Consider the following 21,091-nt stretch of genomic DNA (forward strand, 5'->3'; position numbering starts at 1 on the left):
TCTACCCTGAATAAAGGGGGCGCTCGCGCCCCGCCCGCTCCGTGCTGCCCGCCCTTCGGCCGGTCGACCCCAAGGGCCCGGACTCCGGACTCCGGGCTTCCGCGCTTGCCGTCCCGGGCTCCGGCTCCGACCGCCCCACCCGGAACTCCGCACCCCCACCACGCCCGCCCCGGGGCTGCGGGCCTCCACGCCTCCCGCGCGGGCTCCGCCTCCCTCCGCGAGCCAAGGGTTGCGGGTTCCGGGTTCCGGCGCGCCCCACCCACAACCGCAGGTTCCAGGCTCCGGCCGCGGACGCCCCTTCGTGGGTCGCGGGCTCCGGCCTGCCTCACCCCTCAGCGCTGGTCGGCCGGACCGGGGTCACCCGCCATGATCCCGGACGCGAGGTCCGTACCGTCCCCCGCCCGCGCCTGCGGGGTCCGGGATTCCGGCCCCCGGGTATCGGGAACCCGTGCTTGCGGCGCCTGAGCCTCGGAGACCCGCTGCTCCGGCCCCCGGGCCGCCGCCCAGGCCGCCCCGTCCGCGCTCAACGCGTCCGAAGCGCCTGAAGCACCTGAAGCACCCGATCCATCGGACGCACCCGACACGTCCGCTCCGGAATCCCCCTCCTCCGGTGCCCGTGACCGCTCTTCCGAAGTCCGCGACCGCGCGTCTGCCTCCCCCGTCCCCGGGACCCGCGCCTCCGGCGCGGTCCGGGCCGCGGGCACGACCCTGTTCGGCCCGCTCGGCGCCTGGCCGGGCAGGGGTGCCCGCCGGGTGCCCTCCAGCATGTGCTGGGAGGGGGCCTCGAAGAAGGTCCCGGGCCGGAACATCGCCAACGAGGTCGGCCTGGCGCGCACCCCCTCGTCCACCCGCAGCGCCTCGGGCACGAACACGGCCCCGTCCCCGCAGGTGATCCCCCACTCCCGTCCCCGGCCGGTCGCGACCACCTGCCCGGGCGCCCCGCCGGTGACCCCGCCCAGCAGGCGGCCCGAGCACAGCGTGATGCGGGCGCTGCCGAACATCGCGAACGCCCCCGGGTAGGGCTCGGCCAGCGCGCGCACCATCCGGTCCACGTCGCTTCCGGAGGCGGTGAGGTCGAGGTGGCCGTCGCTGGGGCGCCGACGCGGCCACACCGACGCGTGTCCGCTCTGCGGCCGCCGGGGCGCGGTGCCCTCCAACAGCCCCTCCACGTGGCGCACGAGCAGTTCCGCCTGGAGGAGTCCCACTCGTTCGTACAGATCGGCGGCGGTGGCGTCCGGGGCCACGTCGAACCAGGCCTGGTCGACGATGTCGCCGCTGTGCTCCTCACCTTCGATGTGGAAGAGGGTGACGGCGCTGGAGCGCATGTCGCGCAGGATGGTCCACGGGATGGGCGCCCGGCCCCGGCCGACGGGCAGCGGCGCCGGGTGCAGTCCGGCCCCGCCCAACGCCAGGGAGGACAGGACCTCCTCCGGAACGTCTCCCGACCAGCCCGCGACGACCATCAGGTCGATGCCGTGGTCGGTGAGGGCCTGGCGCGCCTCGGGCGAGCCGAGGGCGGCGCGCAGGTGCGGCAGACCGAGTCGGCCGGCGAGGGTCCCGTAGTCGTGGTAGCCGGAGCAGTGGGCCAGTTCGGCCGGGTGGGACACCACCAGGCTGGGCGGGAAGCCTTGGGCGCACAGCTCCTCCAGCGCCGGGACCCCGAGGCCCAGCCCGGAGACGTAGCAGTAGCGCCGACGGTCTGACATGAGCTTCCCCCTCGCCCGTCCACCGATGGATTCGACTCTACGCACCGGTCGGGGAAGGGCCGTGGAACGCGGTACCCGGGCGTGTCCGCACGGGCGGGAGCGCTCCGGACACGCGGACGCCCCCGCGGGTGACCTTCCCGCGGGGGCGTCCGGTGACGGCTGTCCGGGTGGGCTACTCCCCGCCCTCCTCGGGCGCGGGGGACTCCTCCGGTGCGGGCTCCTCGCCGTCGGCGCCCTCGCCCTCGGCGGGCTCGGGGGGCGGCGGGTTGTCGAAGGCGCCCAGGATGTCGATGACGAAGACCAGCGTCCCGGCGGGGGCTCCCCCGGACTCCTCCTCGGTCTGGCCGTAGGCCATGTCGCCGGGCACGACCAGCATCAGGCGGCTGCCGACCGGCTGGCCGACGATGCCCTCGTCCCAGCCCTCGATGACCGCGCCGCCTCCGATCGTGGTGTCGAAGGGGTCGCCGCCGCGGCTCCAGGTGGAGTCGAACACCGGGTGCTCGCCGTTCTCGTCGGCCTCCCAGCGCACACCGCTGTACTGGACGATGACCTGCTGGCCCTCCTCGACCTCGGCGCCGTCGCCCTCGATGAGCGGCACGACCTCCAGGTCCTCGGGGGGATCGGTGTCGGGGACCTCGATGGTGGGCTCGCTGTGGCCCTCCTGGGTCACCGTGGGCAGGCCGTCGCCGCCGTCGGTGACCTGCTCGCCCCCCACGACCGAACCCTTGTTGAAGCGGTCCATCAGGTCGATGACCAGGACGCTCGCGCCCTCCTGGACGGGCTGCCCCGACATCTCGGCCTGCTGGCGCTCCTGCTCGGTGAGGGGCGGGAAGACGTACACGGCGCGGCTGCCGACGGGCTGGCTGACCAGGACGTCGCTGATCTCCGCGGGCATCTGCTCCATGCGGATCAGGTCCGGGGCACCGGTCTCGTAGCTGGACTGCCCCTCGACGGGTGCGCCCTCGCCGGGGCCGGTCCACTGGAACTGGACGACGTTGGCGATCAGGAGGTCGTCGGCGCGCACCAGCTCGTTCTCGCCCGGGCCCTCGTCGACGACGCCCGAGAGCTGCTCGGTCGGGGGCTCCTCGTCGGGGAAGGCGACCTCCGGTTCCTCACCGACCTCGCCGGTGACTTCGGGAAGCCGCGGGTCGAGCTGGTCCTCCCCCATACGCATGAAGGCGGGAGTACGCCACTCTTCGGGGATGTTTCCGCAGCTTGAGACCGCCAGGGCGATCGCGGTCAGCGGCACCGCGAGGGCGGCAGCACGTCGGTGCATGGGTCACAACCTCTGATTTCCGGCTTGGGACAGAGTCACACTACCGAAAAGAAGGGCCGTAACCACCCCCTGGAACACCACGAACGCCGGAGCCCCGCCGCGGACGGCCTTCGACCGCCGGACGGGGCTCCGGGAGCAGGGGACCGGAGGTCCTACATACCGGCGATGAGCTTCTCCACCCGCTCGTCCACCGACTTGAAGGGGTCCTTGCACAGCACCGTGCGCTGGGCCTGGTCGTTGAGCTTGAGGTGGACCCAGTCCACCGTGAAGTCGCGGCGCTGCTCCTGGGCGCGCCGGATGAACTCGCCGCGCAGCCGGGCCCGCGTGGTCTGCGGCGGCACCGACTTGGCCTCGAAGATCTTGAGGTCGCCGACCACCCGCTCCATCTGGCCGCGGCTCTGGAGCAGGTAGAACAGACCCCGGTCGCGGTGGATGTCGTGGTAGGTCAGGTCGAGCTGGGCCACCCGAGGCGAGGACAGGGACAGGTCGTGCTTGTCGCGGTAGCGCTCCAGCAGCAGGTACTTGGCCACCCAGTCGATCTCGCGGGAGACGGTCTCCAGGTTCTGGGTCTCGACCGCCTCCAGGGTGCGCTGCCACAGTTCCAGGACGCGTTTGCCGGTGGCGTCGGTGCCGTGCCGGTCGACGTAGCTCTGCACCTTGTCCAGGTACTCGCGCTGGATCTCCAGCGCGCTGGCCTCGCGCCCGTTGGCCAGGCGCACCTTGCGGCGGCCGGTCATGTCGTGGCTGACCTCGCGGATGGCCCGGATCGGGTTCTCCAGCGTGTAGTCGCGCATGACCACCCCGGCCTCGATCATGCGCAGCACCAGGTCGGTGGAGCCCAGCTTGAGCAGGGTGGTGGTCTCGCTCATGTTGGAGTCGCCGACGATGACGTGCAGGCGCCGGAAGCGCTCGGCGTCCGCGTGCGGCTCGTCGCGGGTGTTGATGATGGGGCGCGAGCGGGTGGTGGCCGAGGAGACGCCCTCCCAGATGTGCTCGGCGCGCTGGCTGACGCAGAACAGGGCGCCCCGGGGGGTCTGGAGCACCTTTCCGGCGCCGCAGACGATCTGGCGGGTGACGAGGAAGGGGATGAGCACGTCGGCCAGGCGTCCGAACTCCCCGTGCCGTCCCACGAGGTAGTTCTCGTGGCAGCCGTAGGAGTTGCCCGCCGAGTCGGTGTTGTTCTTGAACAGGTAGATGTCCCCGGCGATGCCCTCCTCGTGCAGGCGCTGCTCGGCGTCGACCTGCAGCCCCTCCAGGATGCGCTCACCGGCCTTGTCGTGGGCCACCAGGTCCACGAGGCTGTCGCACTCGGGGGTGGCGTACTCGGGGTGGCTGCCCACGTCCAGGTACAGGCGGGCGCCGTTGCGCAGGAACACGTTGCTGCTGCGCCCCCAGGAGACCACCCTGCGGAAGAGGTAGCGGGCGACCTCGTCCGGGGACAGCCGTCGCTGTCCCCGGAAGGTGCACGTGACCCCGTACTCGTTCTCCAGCCCGAAGATCCGTCGTTCCACGCGGCCTCACCAACTTCCCGTCACCGGGGTGCGGACGACGGGGCCGCGCCGTCCACACCCGCCCGGCCGGTGCGGCGCCTCGGGAGCGCCGCACCGTGAATCATCGTTTCCAGGTCACTCGTCGGTCCCGCCCGTGGTGGTGCTCCCGGTGGTTCCGGTGCTCGCGGTGCCGCCTCCGGCCGCCCTGCCCTCCTCGATGAGGTCGGTCAGGCGCTGGCCGTGGATGCGGCGGAACTTGCGGTGCTCCCTGGACCGCTCCAGGACCGCGACCTCCAGGTTGGTGGCCTCCAGTTCGCGCTCCTCGCCGTTCTCCCTGGCCAGGGCGTGGGTGGCCGCGTTGAGGGCGGCGCTGAGGGGGGCGTCGGCGGCGAAGCGGTCCTTGAGCACGCCGGACACGTGCTCGGAGGAGCCGCCCACGGCCACGAAGCCCTGCTCGTCGACGATGGAGCCGTCGAAGGTGATGCGGTAGATCTCGTCGTCGGCGGAGGTGTCGCCGACCTCGGCGACGACGATCTCCACCTCCCAGGGCTTGAGGCTCTCGCTGAACACGGTGCCCAGGGTCTGGGCGTAGATGTTGGCGAGCTGGCGCCCGCTGACGTCGCGGCGGTCGTACTGGTACCCGCGCACGTCGGCGAAGCGCACGCCCATCAGGCGCAGGTTCTCGAACTCGGGGTAGCGGCCGACGGCGGCGAAGCCGATCCGGTCGTAGAGCTCGCTGATCTTGTGCAGGGTGCGGGACATGTTGTCCGCCACCAGGAGGATCCCGCCCTCGTACTGCAGGACGACGGCGCTGCGGCCGCGCGCGATGCCCTTGCGCGCGTAGTCCGCCTTGTCCTTCATCTGCTGTTCGGGGGCGACGTAGAACGGCATCGACACCGCGGATCGTTTCCTTACCTAGTCGGGAGATGTCTGGTGTGGGACGGGGCCGGTTCAGCCCAGCGTGGCCGTGGGGCCGTCGGGGTCGGCCGCGCGTCCCTGGACCACCTCGGTCGCCAGGCGGGCCACCTCCTCGGTGGGCAGACGGCGGTGGCCGTCCTCGGTGACGACGTCGACGAGGGGGAAGATCTTGCGGTGCAGGTCGGGGCCGCCGGTGGCGGAGTCGTCGTCGGCGGCGTCGTAGAGGGCCTCCAGGGCGACCTTTGCGGCGCCGGTCTGGTCGAGGTCCTCGCGGTAGAGCTTCTTGATCGCGCCCCTGGCGAAGACCGATCCGGAGCCGATGGAGTGGTAGCGCTGCTCCTCGTAGCGGCCGCCGGTGGCGTCGTAGCTGAACACGCGGCCCTGCCCGGTGTTCTCGTCGTAGCCGACCAGCAGCGGGACGACGACGAAGCCCTGCATGGCCAGGCCGAGGTTGCCGCGCACCATCTGCGCGAGCTTGTTGGCCTTACCTTCCAGGGAGAGCGAGCGGCCCTCCATCTTCTCGTAGTGCTCCAGCTCGACCTGGTAGAGGCGGGCCAGCTCGATGCCGAACCCGGCCGAACCCGCGATGGCCACGGCGGAGTACTCGTCGGTGCGGAAGACCTTCTCCATGTCGCGGTTGGCGATGACGTTGCCCTGCGTGGCCCGGCGGTCGCCCGCCAGGAGCACGCCGCCGGGGAAGGTCAGTGCGACGATGGTCGTGGCGTCGGGGGTGAGGTGCTCGGTCCCGCCGCCCGGGGGCAGCTTGTGTCCGGGCAGCATCTCGGGGCGGACCGAACTGAGAAACTCGGTGAAGGACGAGGTTCCCGCACTCATGAAAGCGGCGGGCAACCGTCCGCCCTCGAACCCTTCGAACACGCGACTCCCTCCACGCGCGCCCCACCCCGGTATGGGGGCGGGTGGGGCGCCTGTTGTCCTTGTTGTCTGCGGTGGCTGTGCGCCGACCGTTGGAACTGACCCTAGTCCTGTACGCGGCGGGGCCGGCGGCGCTGGAGTGCGCTGTCAGCGAACCGCCGCGGGGCGGCTACTGGCCGCCCTTCTGCACGAACTGTCGGACGAAGTCCTCGGCGTTGCTCTCCAGCACGTCGTCGATCTCGTCGAGGATGTCGTCGACGTCCTCGTCCAGTTGGTCCTTGCGCTCCTGAACGTCCGCCGAGGCCTCGGTCTCCTCGACCTCCTCGTCGCGGCGCGAGGCGTGCTTCTGGCCGCCCGTGTCCTTCGTCGCCATAGCCTGTTACCTCCCGTTCGGGCTCCCCGTTCGGGGCTCTTGCCCTTATCTTGGCCCAACACCGGGCGCCTCAACCCCCTTCCCCGAGCCCGATACTCGCTAGTTACCTCGGGTCGTCCCATGTGCGCGCGCACGTGCTCGTACGCGTGTGCGCCGCGCCCCGGGCGTGTCACGGCCGGCTCGGCACGGGATCGGCGGGGCCGCCGGGCCCGAGCCTCCTGCGGTCCGGAGCGGAGCAGTGCGGCCCGCGCGGAGGCGAGGGGGGCCCGTTCCCGTCCTCCACGCGTCCCGCGGGAACCCGCGCCGCGCCCTCCGGGGGCGGACCGCCACAGGTACCGCCGCTCGGCCCGCGCACCGGAGTTACCCATGGGTCACCGCCCTGACCTTCGGGGTTACTCCTACGTGTCCGAATGGTCACGGATGGCACCCGGTTCCGATGGCCGCATCCGGCCAGGGGTCACCCCTTGCCAACACCGCGCTTCCGTGTCGCGGAAGCGATACCGGCAGAAAAGCACAAGGTCAGACACACCATCACCATGCGTCACATATTGCGATTCATTCGATCATCCGATGAGCCGATCACCCCTTGAAAGGCCGACCCCCGCATCCGCCCTTCCGCTATCCAGGTTGTGCACTTATGGTGTGTGTTCGCTTACCGAGTGTCTTGGCGACAGGGTCCTCGGTAGGCACACCGTGGGGTCGGGCCCCTGCACGGCCCCACCGGAGTCCGACGCCCGTCGGCGGGCGTCGGGCCCCGAACCCCCGTCAGTTCCCCGAGGAGAGTAGGGATCTATGCGACCCTCCCCCGCTATCTCCGCTATCGGCACCGGCGCACTCGCGTTCGGCCTGGCGTTCTCCGTGACGCCGGGCGCCAGTGCGGCGACCGTACCGGCCGAGCCAGCGAGCGAGGCCCAGACGATGATGGAAGCGCTGCAGAGAGACCTCGGCCTCACCCCGCTCGGGGCCGAGGAGCTGCTCTCGGCGCAGGAAGAGGCGATCGAGACCGACGCCGAGGCCACCGAGGCCGCGGGCGCGGCCTACGGCGGCTCCCTGTTCGACACCGAGACCCTCCAGCTCACCGTGCTGGTCACCGACTCCTCGGCCGTCGAGGCCGTCGAGGCCACCGGCGCCGAGGCCGCCGTGGTCTCGCACGGCGCCGAGGGCCTGGCCGAGATCGTCGAGGACCTCAACGAGACCGGCGGCCGGGAAGGGGTCGTCGGCTGGTACCCGGACGCGGAGAGGGACACCGTCGTGGTCCAGGTCTCCGAGGGCGCCAGCGCGGACGGCCTCATCGAGGCCGCGGGCGTGGACCCCTCCGCCGTCCAGGTGGAGGAGACCGATGAGACGCCGCGCCTGTTCGCCGACATCGTCGGCGGCGAGGCGTACTACATGGGCGGCGGACGCTGCTCGGTCGGGTTCGCCGTGACCGACGGCTCCGGCGCGGGCGGCTTCGTGACGGCGGGCCACTGCGGCACCGTCGGCACCGGCGCCGAGAGCTCCGACGGCAGCGGCTCGGGAACGTTCCAGGAGTCCGTCTTCCCGGGCAGCGACGGCGCCTTCGTCGCGGCCACCTCCAACTGGAACGTGACCAACCTGGTCAGCCGGTACGACTCCGGCAGCCCCCAGGCCGTGTCGGGTTCCAGCCAGGCCCCGGCCGGCTCGGCGGTGTGCCGCTCCGGCTCCACCACCGGCTGGCACTGCGGCACCATCGAGGCCCGCGGCCAGACGGTGAGCTACCCGCAGGGCACGGTCCAGGACCTGACCCGGACGGACGTGTGCGCCGAGCCCGGTGACTCCGGCGGCTCGTTCATCTCCGGCTCGCAGGCCCAGGGCGTCACCTCCGGCGGCTCCGGCAACTGCTCCGCCGGCGGCACGACCTACTACCAGGAGGTCACGCCCCTGCTGAGCAGCTGGGGGCTGTCCCTGGTGACCGGTTGACGCTCCGGTAGCGCCCACGGCGCCCCCGTCCACGGCAGTGGGCGGGGGCGCCGTTTCTCGTGGGGCGCCTCGCACGGGCGCGCCCGTTCTCCGTTTCCCCTTTATCCCCGCGCGCGTCCACGGCCGCACCTTCCCTATGCGCGCGATCCCCCTGGCCGTGCGCCGGAGCACCCCGCCCCTGCTTCCGAAGGCACCCGCGTGGGCGCTCGCGCTGGCGCGGCGGCGCCGCACGGGCGCCGCTCCGAGGGCGCACGCGTAAGCCTCAGGCGTCCCGCAAGCCCCTCGCGTGTCCGGGTCCGGCCACGGGCGCGTCCGCTCCGCCCCGGGTCGGCACCCGCCCGAGAGGTCCCCGGCGGCCGCCCTTGACCTTTGGAGTTACACACCTGTAGCCGCGGTGTTACGGATGGCACCCGGTACCGGCGTCCGCATCCGGCCACGAAGCACCTCTTGACGTCACCGCTCCGCTTCGCTCCGTCACCGGACGAACGCGAGGATCGCAAGGTCGCACGCAGAGCGACTACGCGTAGCCATCGCGAAACGAAGGGTCATGGGACAATCCCTCGTCCTTCTGAATGAATACACACCACACGGGTCTTTGCAGCGTCAAAGTGTGCACTTATGTTGGTGATCGTTTACCGGACGTCTCGGTGAATTTCGGGAATCGGATCAACTTCGTTGCCCGAAAGGGGCTTTTCACTCCTACAGGAACGCAGAGCCCCGAATCCCCCGTCTATCCCCCTTGGAGAGTAGGGACCCCCATGAGACCCTCCAGCATCATCTCTGCCGTGGGCACAGGAGCCCTGGCCTTCGGTATGGCACTGGCCATGGCCCCCGGAGCCCTCGCGGCCCCGGCCCCCGTCCCCCAGACCCCCGTCGCCGACGACAGCGCCGCCAGCATGACGGAGGCGCTCAAGCGCGACCTCGACCTCACCTCGGCCGAGGCCGAGGACCTGCTCTCGGCGCAGGAAGCCGCCATCGAGACCGACGCCGAGGCCACCGAGGCCGCGGGCGCGGCCTACGGCGGCTCCCTGTTCGACACCGAGACCCTCGAACTCACCGTGCTGGTCACCGACTCCTCGGCCGTCGAGGCCGTCGAGGCCACCGGCGCCGAGGCCACCGTGGTCTCACACGGCGCCGAGGGCCTGACCGAGGTCGTCGAGGACCTCAACGGCGCCGAGGCTCCCGCGAGCGTCCTCGGCTGGTACCCGGACGTGGAGAGCGACACCGTCGTGGTCGAGGTGCTGGAGGGCTCCGACGCCGACGTCGCCGCCCTGCTCGCCGACGCCGGTGTGGACGCCTCCTCGGTCCGGGTGGAGGAGACCGAGGAGACCCCGCAGGTCTACGCCGACATCATCGGCGGCCTGGCCTACTACATCAACGGCAGCAGCCGCTGCTCCGTCGGCTTCGCGGCGACCAACAGCGCCGGCCAGGCCGGGTTCGTCACGGCGGGCCACTGCGGCGGCGTGGGTTCCAGCGTCAGCATCGGCAACGGAAGCGGCACCTTCCAGAACTCGGTCTTCCCGGGCAACGACGCCGCCTTCGTCCGCGGTACCTCCAACTTCACCCTGACCAACCTGGTCTCGCGCTACAACTCCGGCGGCTACCAGTCGGTGACCGGCACCAGCCAGGCCCCGGCCGGCTCGGCCGTGTGCCGCTCCGGCTCCACCACCGGCTGGCACTGCGGCACCATCCAGGCCCGCAACCAGACCGTGCGCTACCCGCAGGGCACCGTCTACTCGCTCACCCGCACCAACGTGTGCGCCGAGCCCGGCGACTCCGGCGGCTCGTTCATCTCCGGCTCGCAGGCCCAGGGCGTCACCTCCGGCGGCTCCGGCAACTGCTCCGTCGGCGGCACGACCTACTACCAGGAGGTCACGCCGATGATCAACTCCTGGGGCGTCAACATCCGCACCAGCTGACCCGCTCTCCAGCACGTCCCCCGTCCGCGCGCAGGCGCGGGCGGGGGACGCCCGTGTGCTGGCCCCGGGCCGTGCGACCGCGGTGGCGGCGGGCGCGCACCGGGCACGGTCCCGGCCGGGACTCAGGGAGCGCGGTGGACGACCCGGCCGTCGAGCACCGTCATCCACGCGTCGACCTCGCGCAGCCGCTCGGCGGGCAGGGACTCCACGTCGCGGTCCAGCACCACCAGGTCGGCCAGGTGCCCGGGGCGCAGCGCGCCCAGGCGCTCCTCCACGCCCAGCGCGTGCGCGGCGTCCAGGGTGTGGGCGCGCAGGGCCTCGTGCAGGCTGACGGCCTGCTCGACGCCGATCTCCTCGCCCTCGCGGGTGGTGCGGCACACCGCGTTGGCCACGGTGTCCATCGGACGCAGGCTGGAGACGAAGGAGTCGCTGGAGAGCACCGGCCGCAGCCCCAGGTCCAGTTCCTCGCGCATGGGCTGGAGCCGGTGGGCCCGCTCCCCCAAGCGGCGCAGGAAGTCGCCGCCGCTGTCGTACAGGAAGTTGGGCTGGTTGACGGGGATGACGCCGTAGTCGGTGAAGCGCTTGGCCTGTTCCGGGGTGGGATAGCCGCAGTGCTCCACGCGCGGGCGCGGGTCGGGTCCCGACACCCGCGCGGCCGAGGCGATGGCGGCCAGGGTGTTGTCCATGGCCGCGTCGCCCTGGGTGTGGACGGCGACCTGCCAGCCCTCCGCGGCGGCCCGCGTGACCAGGTCCACGAGCTGGTCGGGGTGGTGGTAGAGGCTGCCCGCGAACTCGCCGTGCTCGCCGTAGGGGACGCTGAACTTGGCGGTGCCTCCCAACAGGGTGCCGTCGGAGTAGAACTTCATGCCGGTCAGCCGCAGCCAGTCGTCGCCGAAGGGGCTGGCCAGCCCGGCGGAGGTGAGCGCGTCCAGCTGGTGGGACAGCGGCATGCCGAACGTGCGCAGCGGCAGGGTCCCGGCCGCGCGGGCGGCCCGGTACACGCGCAGCTCGCGTGCCGAGACCTGCGGGTCGCACACGGTGGTGACCCCGGCCGACAGGTAGGGGTCGGCCGCCGAGGCCAGCCAGCCCAGGAGCTGTTCGGCGGGCAGGTCGGTGTGGAAGTTGGGGCCGTGGCAGCCGATGTCCACGGCCAGCGGCAGCAGCAGCTCCATGGCCGAGTCCAGGACCATGCCCGTCAGGCGCCCGCCCTCGTCGCGCACGAAGGAGCCGCCCGCCGGATCGGGGACGTCCTCGCCGATGCCGCTCCAGGCCAGGGCGGCGGAGTTGACCACGGCCTGGTGGCCCGAGACGTGGTAGACGATGACCGGGTGCTCCCCGGTGGCCCCGTCCAGGTCGCGGCGGGTGGGCCGCCCTCCCGGGAACTTGGCGTCGTCCATGTGGAAGGCGCGGATCCACTGGCCGGGCGGGGTGCGCTCGGCCTCGGCCCCGATCACGGCGACCAGTTCGGCGGCGCTGCCCACCCGGGGGTACCCGGCGTCGACGGCGGCCAGCGACTCGGCGGTGGAGAGCAGGTGGTTGTGCGGGTCGATGAACCCGGGCAGGACGGTCCGTCCGCCCGCGTCCACCTCCACCGCGCCCGGGCCCGCGGCGGCGCGGGCGGCCTCGGTGTCCCCGGCCAGGCGGACCCGGCCCTCGCGCACGGCCACGGCACGGGCCCGGGGGTTGGCGTCGTCCATGGTCAGGACGTTGGCGTTGTGGATGAGCAGACCGGACACGGGTGGGGTTCCTCCTCGGTGGGCTGGCGCCGGGCCGGTCGGCCCGGCGGCGGTGCGGGGGACGCGCGGTGGTCGGGCCACCGCTCGCGGGTGCGGCGGTACGGGCCGCGGGGCCCGGGGGCGTTCCCCGGTTCCCCGCGGCGCTCGTGGGACGGAGGCCCTCAGGCGGCGGAGAGCTCGTCGTCGCGGTGGCGCGGCGCCCTGGCCAGGCACAGGATGCTCACCACCGACATGGCCATGAGCAGGGCCGCCACGGGGAGGATGCTGCCGGTCGCGGCGAGCAGGGCGGTGCACACGATCGGCGAGAGGCCGCCGAAGACCGCCCCCGCGACCTGGTAGGCGATGGAGATGCTGGTGTAGCGGGTGCGCGGCGGGAACATCTGGGCGAGCACGCGGGCGATGGGCCCGTAGACCGCGGCCATGGCCAGGCGCATCACGCACAGCACCGCGAAGATCAGCACGGTGCTGCCGGTCTCCAGCACCAGGAACTGGGGAAGCGCCAGCACGATGACGCCGACCAGCCCGATGGTGACGACGCGGACGGTGCCGAAGCGGTCGCCCAGCCAGGACACGCCCAGGGTCGCGACGAGTTCGACGAACGCGGCCAGGCTCAGGCCGCTGAGGATGACCTGCTCGCTGATCCCGACCTCGGTGACGCCGTAGGCCTGGAGGAAGGTGGTGACGACGTAGTAGCCGCCGACGGCCACCGGCAGGACGCCGATGCCCAGCAGCAGGGGGCGCCAGGAGCCGCGCACGGCCTCGCGCAGCGGTAGCTCCCGCGGCTGGTCGGTGTCCTCGCGCATGGCCTCGAAGACCGGCGACTCCTCCACCTTCAGACGGATGAACAGGCCCACCAGGACGAGCAGGACCGAGGCGAGGAAGGGCAGACGCCAACCCCAGGTGTGGAGCAGGTCGGCGTCCCAGGCGGCGATGAGCCCGAACGAGCCCGTGGCCAGCAGCGCACCGGCCGGGTTGCCGAGCTGGGCGAAGGAGCCGTAGAAGGTCTTGCGGTTCTCGGGGGCGTGTTCGACCGCCATCAGGACGGCGCCGCCCCACTCCCCGCCCACGGCGATGCCCTGCACGAAGCGCAGCAGGACCAGCAGCGCCGGGGCGATGAACCCCGCCTGCTCGTAGGTGGGCAGCAGGCCGACGCAGAACGTGGCCGTGCCCATCATCAGCAGCGTGATGACCAGCGCGGACTTGCGGCCCAGGCGGTCGCCGAAGTGGCCGAAGACCAGGCCGCCCAGCGGGCGGGCGAAGAAGCCCACCGAGAAGGTGGCGAAGGAGGCCATCAGGCCGATCGCCGGGTCGGTTCCCGGCGGGAAGAACAGGGTGCCGAACACCAGGCTGGCGGCCGTGGCGTAGACGTAGAAGTCGAACCACTCGATGGTGGTGCCGACGAAGGCCGCCACGGCCGCACGCGCGGGGTGCGAGGACGTGGGGGCGGTCCGCTCTGACATGTGTACTCCGTTGCGCGTTCGGTGCGGCCCCGGACCGGGTCGTCCGGTCGGCGGGCGCCGCGGACCGGCACCGCGGACCGGCGCGGCTCCGCCGTGGCGGGGCCCGCCCGCGGTCGGCGGCCTTACGCCGCCGACACGTCGCGGACGGGTGCCGACGCGGGCCACAGCCCGTGGTTCGGGTGTTGTTGTGACCGTAGACACTCCCCGGCCATCCGTGCCGGGACAATGTGCACCGCGCAAGCTGTTACACATGTGCACAGCGCACAATCCGCGGGACAGGAGGAGGGGCCTTGGCGATCACGGTCCGCGACATCACGGCCGACCCGGACCTGGAGGTGCGGGTGGCGGCGGGGCGGTCCGGCCTGGACCGGGCGATCCGCTGGGCACACGTGATCGAGCTGCACGATCCCGTGCGCTGGCTGCGCGGCGGAGAGCTGGTGCTCACGGTCGGGCTGGGGCTGGGCGCCGACGAGCGGGCGCGCCGCGCCTACGTGCGCCGACTGCACCGGGCCGGATGCGCCGGCCTGGGGATGGCCGTGGACGTGTGGCGGCGCGAGGTTCCGCCCGAGGTGCTGGAGGAGGGCGACGCCCTGGGCCTGCCGATCCTGCGCGTGGAGGGCGAGACCCCCTTCGTCGCGGTGGTGGAGGCGGTGGCCGACCACTACGCGGCCGAGCGCACACGCGAACAGCACCGGGTGCTCACCGCGCAGGACGCGATGGCGCGCGCGTCGCTGCGCTCGGGACCGGCCGGGGTGATGGGCGAGCTGTCCTCTGCCACGTCGGGGGCGTCGCTGCTGCTGGACCGCAACGGGATGACGAGCGCGGCCGTGCCCGACACCGAACCCCCCTGGCACGCGCTGGTGCGCTCGGCTTCGGCGGGGCGCCCGCGCGGGATGACGGTGCTGGCCGACGGGGAGGCGAGCGTCCTGCTCCAGACCCTGGGCCCCGCTGGGCGGACACTGGGCTGGCTGGCGCTGCGCTGCCCGTTTCCGGTCACACCGCACGTGCGGATGCTCGCCAACCACGCGGCCTCACTGCTGGCGGTGGACCTGCTGCACTCGCGCGACGCCCGGCGGGCGCTGCACCGCGAACGCGCCCCGGTCCTGCTCGCCGCGGTGACGGGACGGCCCCGGGTGCCGCCGCCCCTGCCCGCACCGCCCTGGGAGGTGGTGTGCCTGCGCACCCCCTCGCCCGACCGGCTGCTGGACCGCGCGGCGGACGCGCTGACCGACGTGCTCGGCGACACCGCTGCCGCGCGCAACGGCGGCCTGTGCCCCCTGGAGGACGTGCTGGTGGCGGTCCTGCCCGACAGCGCAGGTGCGCAGCGCCTGGGCAGGCGCCTGTTCGAGGCGCTGTCCGGCCCGGACGGCGGCCCGGTCGCGGCCGGGGCCTGCACCGCCCGGGGACCCGACGACCTGTCCTCGGCCGTGGACCGGGCGCGCCAGGCCGCGACGGAGGGGTACCGGCACGTGGACGAGACCGACGCCTGGGCGCTGCTGCGCTCGGCGGTCCCGGCCGAGGGGGCGCGCGCCTTCGACCAGGCGGTCCTGGGCAGGCTGCGCGCCCACGACGCCCGCAACGGCACGGAGCTGGCGCACACCCTGCGCCACTACCTGGACAACAGCGCCCAGGTGGAGGCGACCGCCCGGGACCTGGGCGTGCACCGCAACACCCTGCGCTCTCGGCTGCGCGCCGCCGAGAGGGTCATGGGCCGCAGCCTGGACGAGCCCCGTACCCGCCTGGAGCTGTGGACCGCCCTGAGCCTGGAGCCCGTCCGCTGCCACGACGGCACCTGGCACACCTGAGGCGCCCCTCCGCCGACCGGGACGCGGGCCCGGACGGGCACACGCGGTCCCCGGGGCCTCGGCGCCCGCCGGGTCAGCGGCCCCCGGTGAGCACCGCCACCAGGTCGGCCGCGGTCGGGGATGCGTCCAGCAGCTTCCCCACGTGCTCCTTGGTGCCCCGGCGCGGCTCCAGGGTCGGCACCCGCTGGAGCGAGTCGTAGCCCGGCAGGTCGAAGATCACCGAGTCCCAGGAGGCGGCGGCCACCTCGTCGGCGTACTTGGCCAGGCAGCGCCCGCGGAAGTAGGCGCGCGTGTCCTCCGGCGGCTCGGTGACCGCCCGGTCCACCTGCGCCTCCTCCAGCAGGCGCTTCATCCGCCCGCGCGCCACCAGCCGGTTGTAGATGCCCTTGTCCGCCCGCACGTCGGAGTACTGCAGGTCCACCAGTTGCAGGCGCGGGTGCGACCACTCCAGGGAGTCCCGGGAGCGGTAGCCCTCCAGCACCTTGAGCTTGGCCACCCAGTCCAGCTCGTCGGCCAGGCTCATCGGGTCGGCGCCCAGCCGGTCGAGCACCGACTCCCAGCGGTCCAGGACGTCGGCGGTGTCGGGGTCCACGTCGGTGCCGAAGCGGTCCTCCACGTACTTGCGGGCCTGGTCCAGGTACTCGCACTGGAGTTCCAGCGCGGTCATCCGCCTCCCGTCGCGCAGTCGCACCCGGTGGGTGAGGCCGGGGTCGTGCGAGACCTCCCGAAGGTCGGCCACCGGGGTCTCCAGGGACAGGTCCGCGCTCAGGAACCCGTCCTCGATCATCGACAGCACCAGCGCCGTCGTCCCCAGCTTGAGGTAGGTGGAGATCTCGCTCATGTTGGCGTCGCCGATGATGACGTGCAGCCGCCGGTACTGGTCGGGGTCGGCGTGCGGTTCGTCCCTGGTGTTGATGATGGGGCGCTTGAGGGTGGTCTCCAGCCCCACCTCGACCTCGAAGAAGTCGGCGCGCTGGGAGATCTGGAACCCGCTGCCCTGCCCGTCGGAGCCGATGCCGACCTTGCCCGCCCCGCACACCACCTGGCGGGAGACGAAGAACGGGATCAGGTGCCGGACGATGTCGCCGAACGGCGTCGACCGGTGCATCAGGTAGTTCTCGTGGCAGCCGTAGGAGGCGCCCTTGTTGTCGGTGTTGTTCTTGTAGAGCTGGATCGGCTCGATGCCCGGGGTGGCCCCCGCCCGCGCGGAGGCGTCGGCCATCACCCGCTCCCCCGCCTTGTCCCACAGCACCGCGTCGCGCGGGTTGGTGACCTCGGGCGCCGAGTACTCGGGGTGGGCGTGGTCCACGTACAGGCGGGCGCCGTTGGTGAGGATGACGTTGGCCAGGCCCAGGTCCTCGTCGGTGAGCTGCGTGGGATCGGCGACCTCACGCGCCAGGTCGAAGCCGCGCGCGTCGCGCAGCGGGTTCTCCTCCTCGAAGTCCCAGCGGGCACGCCGCGCCCGGGCCGCCGAGGCGGCCAGATAGGCGTTGACCACCTGGGTGGAGGTGACCATCGCGTTGGCCCCGGGGTTGCCTGGTACGGAGATCCCGTACTCGGTCTCGATACCCATAATCCGCCGCACACTCATGGTGAGAGGTTATCCACCGAGGCGTGGTCTTGAACGCTTCCGCGCCAATTGTGGCCCAAGTGCCGTGTTCTGGGGCGTTGCGCGGTACCGCGGCGCGCCGTTCCCCCGCAGGTCGCGGCACACGGGGGCCTGCTTCCGCAGGTCACGGGTTTCCTTCCTCCATGAGCGGGTAGCAGGGCACGACAGGGTGGAGGCTCCCGTGCCTGCGCCTGTCCGCCTGCACGGCAGGCCCCTTCCTCTCCTCCCGCTATACACACCCGGGGAAAGCCACTCATGACCGTCACACCCGTGTCCCGGCCCGTGCGCGTGCTGACCACTCCGCGCGAGATCGACCTGAGCGTGCGCGACCAGCTCACCCGGGGCCTGGAAAGAGCCGTGACGCGCGGGCCCGGGCACGTGATCGTGGACATGTCCTCGACCACCTTCTGCGACTCCTCCGGCCTCAGCGCACTGACGCGGGCGCTGCGCCGCGCCTCCGCCAGCGGTTCGACGATGAGCGTGGTCGTGTCCCACCGGAGTGTGCGCCGCGTCTTCGACCTGGTGGGCCTGGAGAAGGCCGTGCCCCTCTACACGAGCCTGGGGGAGGCCCGGGCGGCTGCGAGCGGGTGACGGGCCCGCTTTCCGAAGGGCGGCCCACACGGCGCCCTCCGGAAGCGGGTGTGGCAGCGGTACGGCGCGTCCGTGCGGGCCGCGCGGTGTCAGGTCGCGGCGGGGTACATGGTCACCTGGGTGACGGTGCGCCCGTTGGCCTGGTCGATCCTGGCCTTCCAGGAGCTGAGCGCCACCTCCTCCCCCGGCTCCCGGGGGATGTGGCCCAGCACGGCGATGACCAGTCCGGCGACGGTGACGTAGTCCCCCTCGGGCAGGTCGTCCAGATGGACGTCGATGTCGGGCAGGTCGTGCACGGGATAGGTCCCGGGCAGGGTGAAGGACCCGTCGGCGTTGCGGGCCACGGTGCGGATGTCGGAATCGGTCTCGTCGTAGATCTCCCCGACGATCTCCTCCAGCAGGTCCTCCAGGCTCACGATTCCGTCGACGCCGCCGACCTCGTTGATGACCACGCCCAACTGCTGGTGTTCGGCGATCATTCGGCGCAGGGCCAACGACACCACCAGGGAATCGGGCAGGAGCAGCGGTTCGCGGGCAAGTTCCCCGGCGTCGGACTCACCGCGCACCAGGTCGGACCAGTGCACGACGCCGAGCACGTCGTCCAGGTCGTCGTCGTCCACCACAGGTGCCCGGGAGTGCCCGTGTTCGGCGAGCATCTGCGCCGCCTGGGCCGCGGGCGTACGGGCGGGGATGGTGAACACCTCGCCACGGGGGACGACGACCTGGCGCAGGCGCCGGTCGTCGATCTCGAAGGCCCCGGAGATGATGGTGCGCTGCTCCCGGGTCATGCCCCGCTGGGTGGCGAGCATGTCGCGCAGCTCCTCCTCGCTGACCTCCTCCTTGGCCGCGGAGGGGTCACCGCCCGTCAGGCGCACCACGAGGTTGGTGGAGACGCTCAACAGCCACACCACGGGGCGGGAGAGCATGGCGAGCAGGTCCAGCGGCCGGGCGACCAGCACCGCCCACGTCTCGGCCCGCTGCATGGCGATGCGCTTGGGCGCCAGCTCGCCGAAGACCAGTGTGACGAAGGACAGGAGCACCGTGACCAGGACGATCGCCACCGGGCTGGCAGCCGAGCCCAGGAAGCCCAGGGGCTCGATGAGGGGCTGGGCCAGGGACACGGCCGCCGTGGCCGAGGCCAGGAAGCCCGCGAGGGTGATGCCGATCTGGATGGTGGCCAGGAAACGGTTGGGGTCCCGTGCCAGGCGAGCCACCGCACGGCCGCCGGGCCCCCGTGCCGCCAACTGTTTGATCTGCCCTTCCCTGAGGGTGATCAGGGCGATCTCGCTCCCCGCGAACAGGGCGTTGACGAGAACGAGGACAAGGACGAGGCCGAGTTGAACCCCGTAGCTTTCCATAACTGCTGTCGTCTCCGATGCTGTAGTGCTCTGGCACGGATCCCGTTCGGGCCGTGGCACCAGAGCCTCTCACACCCCCGCCCGGGGACCGCCCCCGCCTTGTCGGCCTGATTCGGGCGGGCGCCGACAGGAACGCTCCTCGGTCCGCTCGGACCCCCAGAAAGTGTTAACACCCTGCTGACACGGGGACCGGGGACGACCGGCACGACAAGGGGCCGACCGGAGGTTCCGGTCGGCCCCTCAGAGCGCTCCTACAGCCGTGTTCCTACAGGTACTGGCCGGTGTTGGGCACCGTGTCGATGCTCCGGCCGGAGTCCGCGCCCTTCTTGCCCGTGACCAGGGTCCGGATGTAGACGATGCGCTCGCCCTTCTTGCCGGAGATGCGCGCCCAGTCGTCGGGGTTGGTGGTGTTGGGCAGGTCCTCGTTCTCGCTGAACTCGTCGACGCAGGCCTGCATCAGGTGCGAGACCCGGATGCCCTTGGACTGCTGGTCGATGAAGTCCTTGATGGCCATCTTCTTGGCCCGGGAGACGATGTTCTCGATCATCGCGCCGGAGTTGAAGTCCTTGAAGTACAGGACCTCCTTGTCGCCGTTGGCGTAGGTGACCTCCAGGAAGCGGTTCTCCTCGCCCTCGGTGTACATGCGCTCCACGACCCGCTGGATCATGGCGTCCACCGTGGCCCTGGCCGAACCGCCGTGCTCGACGAGGTCCTCGTCGTGCAGCGGCAGGTCCGTGGTGATGTACTTGCCGAAGATGTCGCGGGCCGCCTCGGCGTCGGGCCGCTCGATCTTGATCTTGACGTCCAGGCGGCCGGGCCGCAGGATCGCCGGGTCGATCATGTCCTCGCGGTTGGAGGCGCCGATGACGATGACGTTCTCCAGGCCCTCCACACCGTCGATCTCGCTCAGGAGCTGGGGCACGATCGTGTTCTCCACGTCGGAGGACACACCCGAGCCGCGGGTGCGGAAGATCGAGTCCATCTCGTCGAAGAAGACGATGACCGGGGTCCCCTCGGAGGCCTTCTCCCGTGCGCGCTGGAAGACCAGGCGGATGTGCCGCTCGGTCTCGCCCACGTACTTGTTGAGCAGCTCGGGACCCTTGATGTTGAGGAAGAAGCTCTTGCCGACGTCGCGGCCGGTGCGCTCGGCGACCTGCTTGGCCAGCGAGTTGGCGACCGCCTTGGCGATGAGCGTCTTACCGCACCCGGGAGGGCCGTAGAGCAGCACGCCCTTGGGCGGGCGCAGCTGGTGCTCGTAGAAGAGCTCCTTGTACAGGTAGGGCAGCTCGACCGCGTCGCGGATCATCTCGATCTGCCCGGAGAGGCCGCCGATGTCGGTGTAGGCGATGTCGGGGACCTCTTCGAGGATGAGCTCCTCGACCTCGGACTTGGGAATGCGCTCGTAGACGTAGCCCGAGCGCGGCTCCAGCAGCAGCGAGTCGCCGGGGCGGATCGCCTGGTCGCGCAGCGGCTCGGCCAGGCGGACGATCCGCTCCTCGTCGTGGTGGGAGATCACCAGGGCGCGCTCGCCGTCCTCAAGGATCTCCTTGAGCATGACGACCTCGCCGACGGTCTCGAAGGACTCCACCTCGACGACGTTGAAGGCCTCGTTGAGCATGACCTCCTGGCCGGGGCGCAGGTTGTCCAGGTCCACCGAGGGACTGACGTTGACCCGCATCTTGCGGCCGTTGGTGAAGATCTCGACGGTCTCGTCCTCGCGCGAACCGAGGTAGACGCCGAAGCCCGACGGCGGCTGGGCCAGCCGGTCGACCTCCTCCTTGAGCGCCACGATCTGCTCGCGCGCCTCCTTCAAAGTGGAGACGAGCCGTTCGTTCTGGCCGTTGGCGGCGGCGAGGTTGGCCTGTGCCTCCCTCAGCCGCTCCTCCAGCAGGCGTACATGCCGGGGCGAATCGGCGAGCTTGCGCCGAACAACGCTGAGTTCCTTTTCCATGTAGGAGACCTGGGCCGTGAGTTCTTCCACTTCACGGTCCCGGTCGCTCTGACGCTCGTCGTCGCGCTCAGCCACGTCCGCCACCTCC

14 protein-coding genes and 1 pseudogene are annotated in these 21,091 nt (G+C 71.8%); 4 read left to right on the forward strand and 11 right to left on the reverse strand.

Annotated elements, in window-relative coordinates:
• Positions 1-716 precede the first annotated feature (716 nt).
• From KGD83_RS18310 to KGD83_RS18335, 6 genes and pseudogenes are all read right to left on the reverse strand, one after another.
• Positions 717-1,706: pseudogene (locus KGD83_RS18310) on the reverse strand (methionyl-tRNA formyltransferase); the annotation flags it as partial.
• Positions 1,707-1,878: 172 nt separating this feature from the next.
• The gene (locus tag KGD83_RS18315) at positions 1,879-2,982 is read right to left on the reverse strand and encodes an FKBP-type peptidyl-prolyl cis-trans isomerase (RefSeq protein WP_212640343.1); all 1,104 of its coding nucleotides are present in this window, start codon (positions 2,980-2,982) and stop codon (positions 1,879-1,881) included.
• 152 nt (positions 2,983-3,134) lie between these two features.
• Positions 3,135-4,493, reverse strand: a complete 1,359-nt coding sequence (gene pafA, locus KGD83_RS18320) for a Pup--protein ligase (RefSeq protein ID WP_047871713.1) — start codon at positions 4,491-4,493, stop codon at positions 3,135-3,137.
• 114 nt (positions 4,494-4,607) lie between these two features.
• Positions 4,608-5,369: a proteasome subunit alpha gene (gene prcA, locus KGD83_RS18325; protein WP_212640344.1), complete on the reverse strand. Its 762-nt coding sequence runs from the start codon at positions 5,367-5,369 to the stop codon at positions 4,608-4,610.
• 54 nt (positions 5,370-5,423) lie between these two features.
• Complete coding sequence (gene prcB / locus KGD83_RS18330; protein WP_212640345.1) at positions 5,424-6,266, reverse strand: proteasome subunit beta; 843 nt, start codon at positions 6,264-6,266, stop codon at positions 5,424-5,426.
• A 166-nt stretch (positions 6,267-6,432) separates the two neighbouring features.
• Complete coding sequence (locus KGD83_RS18335) at positions 6,433-6,636, reverse strand: ubiquitin-like protein Pup (RefSeq protein WP_013152531.1); 204 nt, start codon at positions 6,634-6,636, stop codon at positions 6,433-6,435.
• Between the two features lie 792 nt (positions 6,637-7,428).
• Here KGD83_RS18335 and KGD83_RS18340 point away from each other — a divergent pair.
• A complete protein-coding gene (locus KGD83_RS18340) occupies positions 7,429-8,574 on the forward strand; it encodes a S1 family peptidase (RefSeq protein ID WP_212640346.1) in 1,146 nt (381 codons plus the stop codon).
• Between the two features lie 758 nt (positions 8,575-9,332).
• Positions 9,333-10,493 carry a S1 family peptidase gene (locus KGD83_RS18345; protein WP_212640347.1) on the forward strand — a complete coding sequence of 387 codons (1,161 nt, stop codon included), beginning with the start codon at positions 9,333-9,335 and terminating at the stop codon, positions 10,491-10,493.
• Between the two features lie 122 nt (positions 10,494-10,615).
• Here KGD83_RS18345 and KGD83_RS18350 read toward each other — a convergent pair whose 3' ends face one another.
• A complete protein-coding gene (locus KGD83_RS18350) occupies positions 10,616-12,229 on the reverse strand; it encodes an amidohydrolase (RefSeq protein WP_212640348.1) in 1,614 nt (537 codons plus the stop codon).
• Between the two features lie 161 nt (positions 12,230-12,390).
• On the reverse strand, positions 12,391-13,689 hold the full coding sequence (locus tag KGD83_RS18355; protein ID WP_212640349.1) for an MFS transporter: 1,299 nt from the start codon (positions 13,687-13,689) through the stop codon (positions 12,391-12,393).
• A 290-nt stretch (positions 13,690-13,979) separates the two neighbouring features.
• Here KGD83_RS18355 and KGD83_RS18360 point away from each other — a divergent pair, with 290 nt between their 5' ends.
• Positions 13,980-15,494: a PucR family transcriptional regulator gene (locus tag KGD83_RS18360; RefSeq protein WP_212640350.1), complete on the forward strand. Its 1,515-nt coding sequence runs from the start codon at positions 13,980-13,982 to the stop codon at positions 15,492-15,494.
• A 73-nt stretch (positions 15,495-15,567) separates the two neighbouring features.
• On the opposite strand, the gene dop is transcribed toward KGD83_RS18360, so the two are convergent.
• A complete protein-coding gene (gene dop, locus KGD83_RS18365) occupies positions 15,568-17,085 on the reverse strand; it encodes a depupylase/deamidase Dop (protein ID WP_338036921.1) in 1,518 nt (505 codons plus the stop codon).
• Between the two features lie 273 nt (positions 17,086-17,358).
• Here dop and KGD83_RS18370 point away from each other — a divergent pair, with 273 nt between their 5' ends.
• Positions 17,359-17,694, forward strand: coding sequence for an STAS domain-containing protein (locus KGD83_RS18370; RefSeq protein ID WP_212640352.1), 336 nt, complete (start codon positions 17,359-17,361; stop codon positions 17,692-17,694).
• An 89-nt stretch (positions 17,695-17,783) separates the two neighbouring features.
• Here the strand turns inward: KGD83_RS18370 and KGD83_RS18375 are convergent, their stop codons facing one another.
• Positions 17,784-19,052 (reverse strand): hemolysin family protein, encoded by a 1,269-nt coding sequence (locus tag KGD83_RS18375; RefSeq protein ID WP_212640353.1) that lies wholly within the window; start codon positions 19,050-19,052, stop codon positions 17,784-17,786.
• Positions 19,053-19,317: 265 nt separating this feature from the next.
• Positions 19,318-21,087 (reverse strand): proteasome ATPase, encoded by a 1,770-nt coding sequence (gene arc / locus KGD83_RS18380; protein ID WP_212640354.1) that lies wholly within the window; start codon positions 21,085-21,087, stop codon positions 19,318-19,320.
• Positions 21,088-21,091: the final 4 nt, after the last annotated feature.

The organism is Nocardiopsis akebiae, assembly GCF_018316795.1.
GTDB lineage: Bacteria > Actinomycetota > Actinomycetes > Streptosporangiales > Streptosporangiaceae > Nocardiopsis > Nocardiopsis dassonvillei.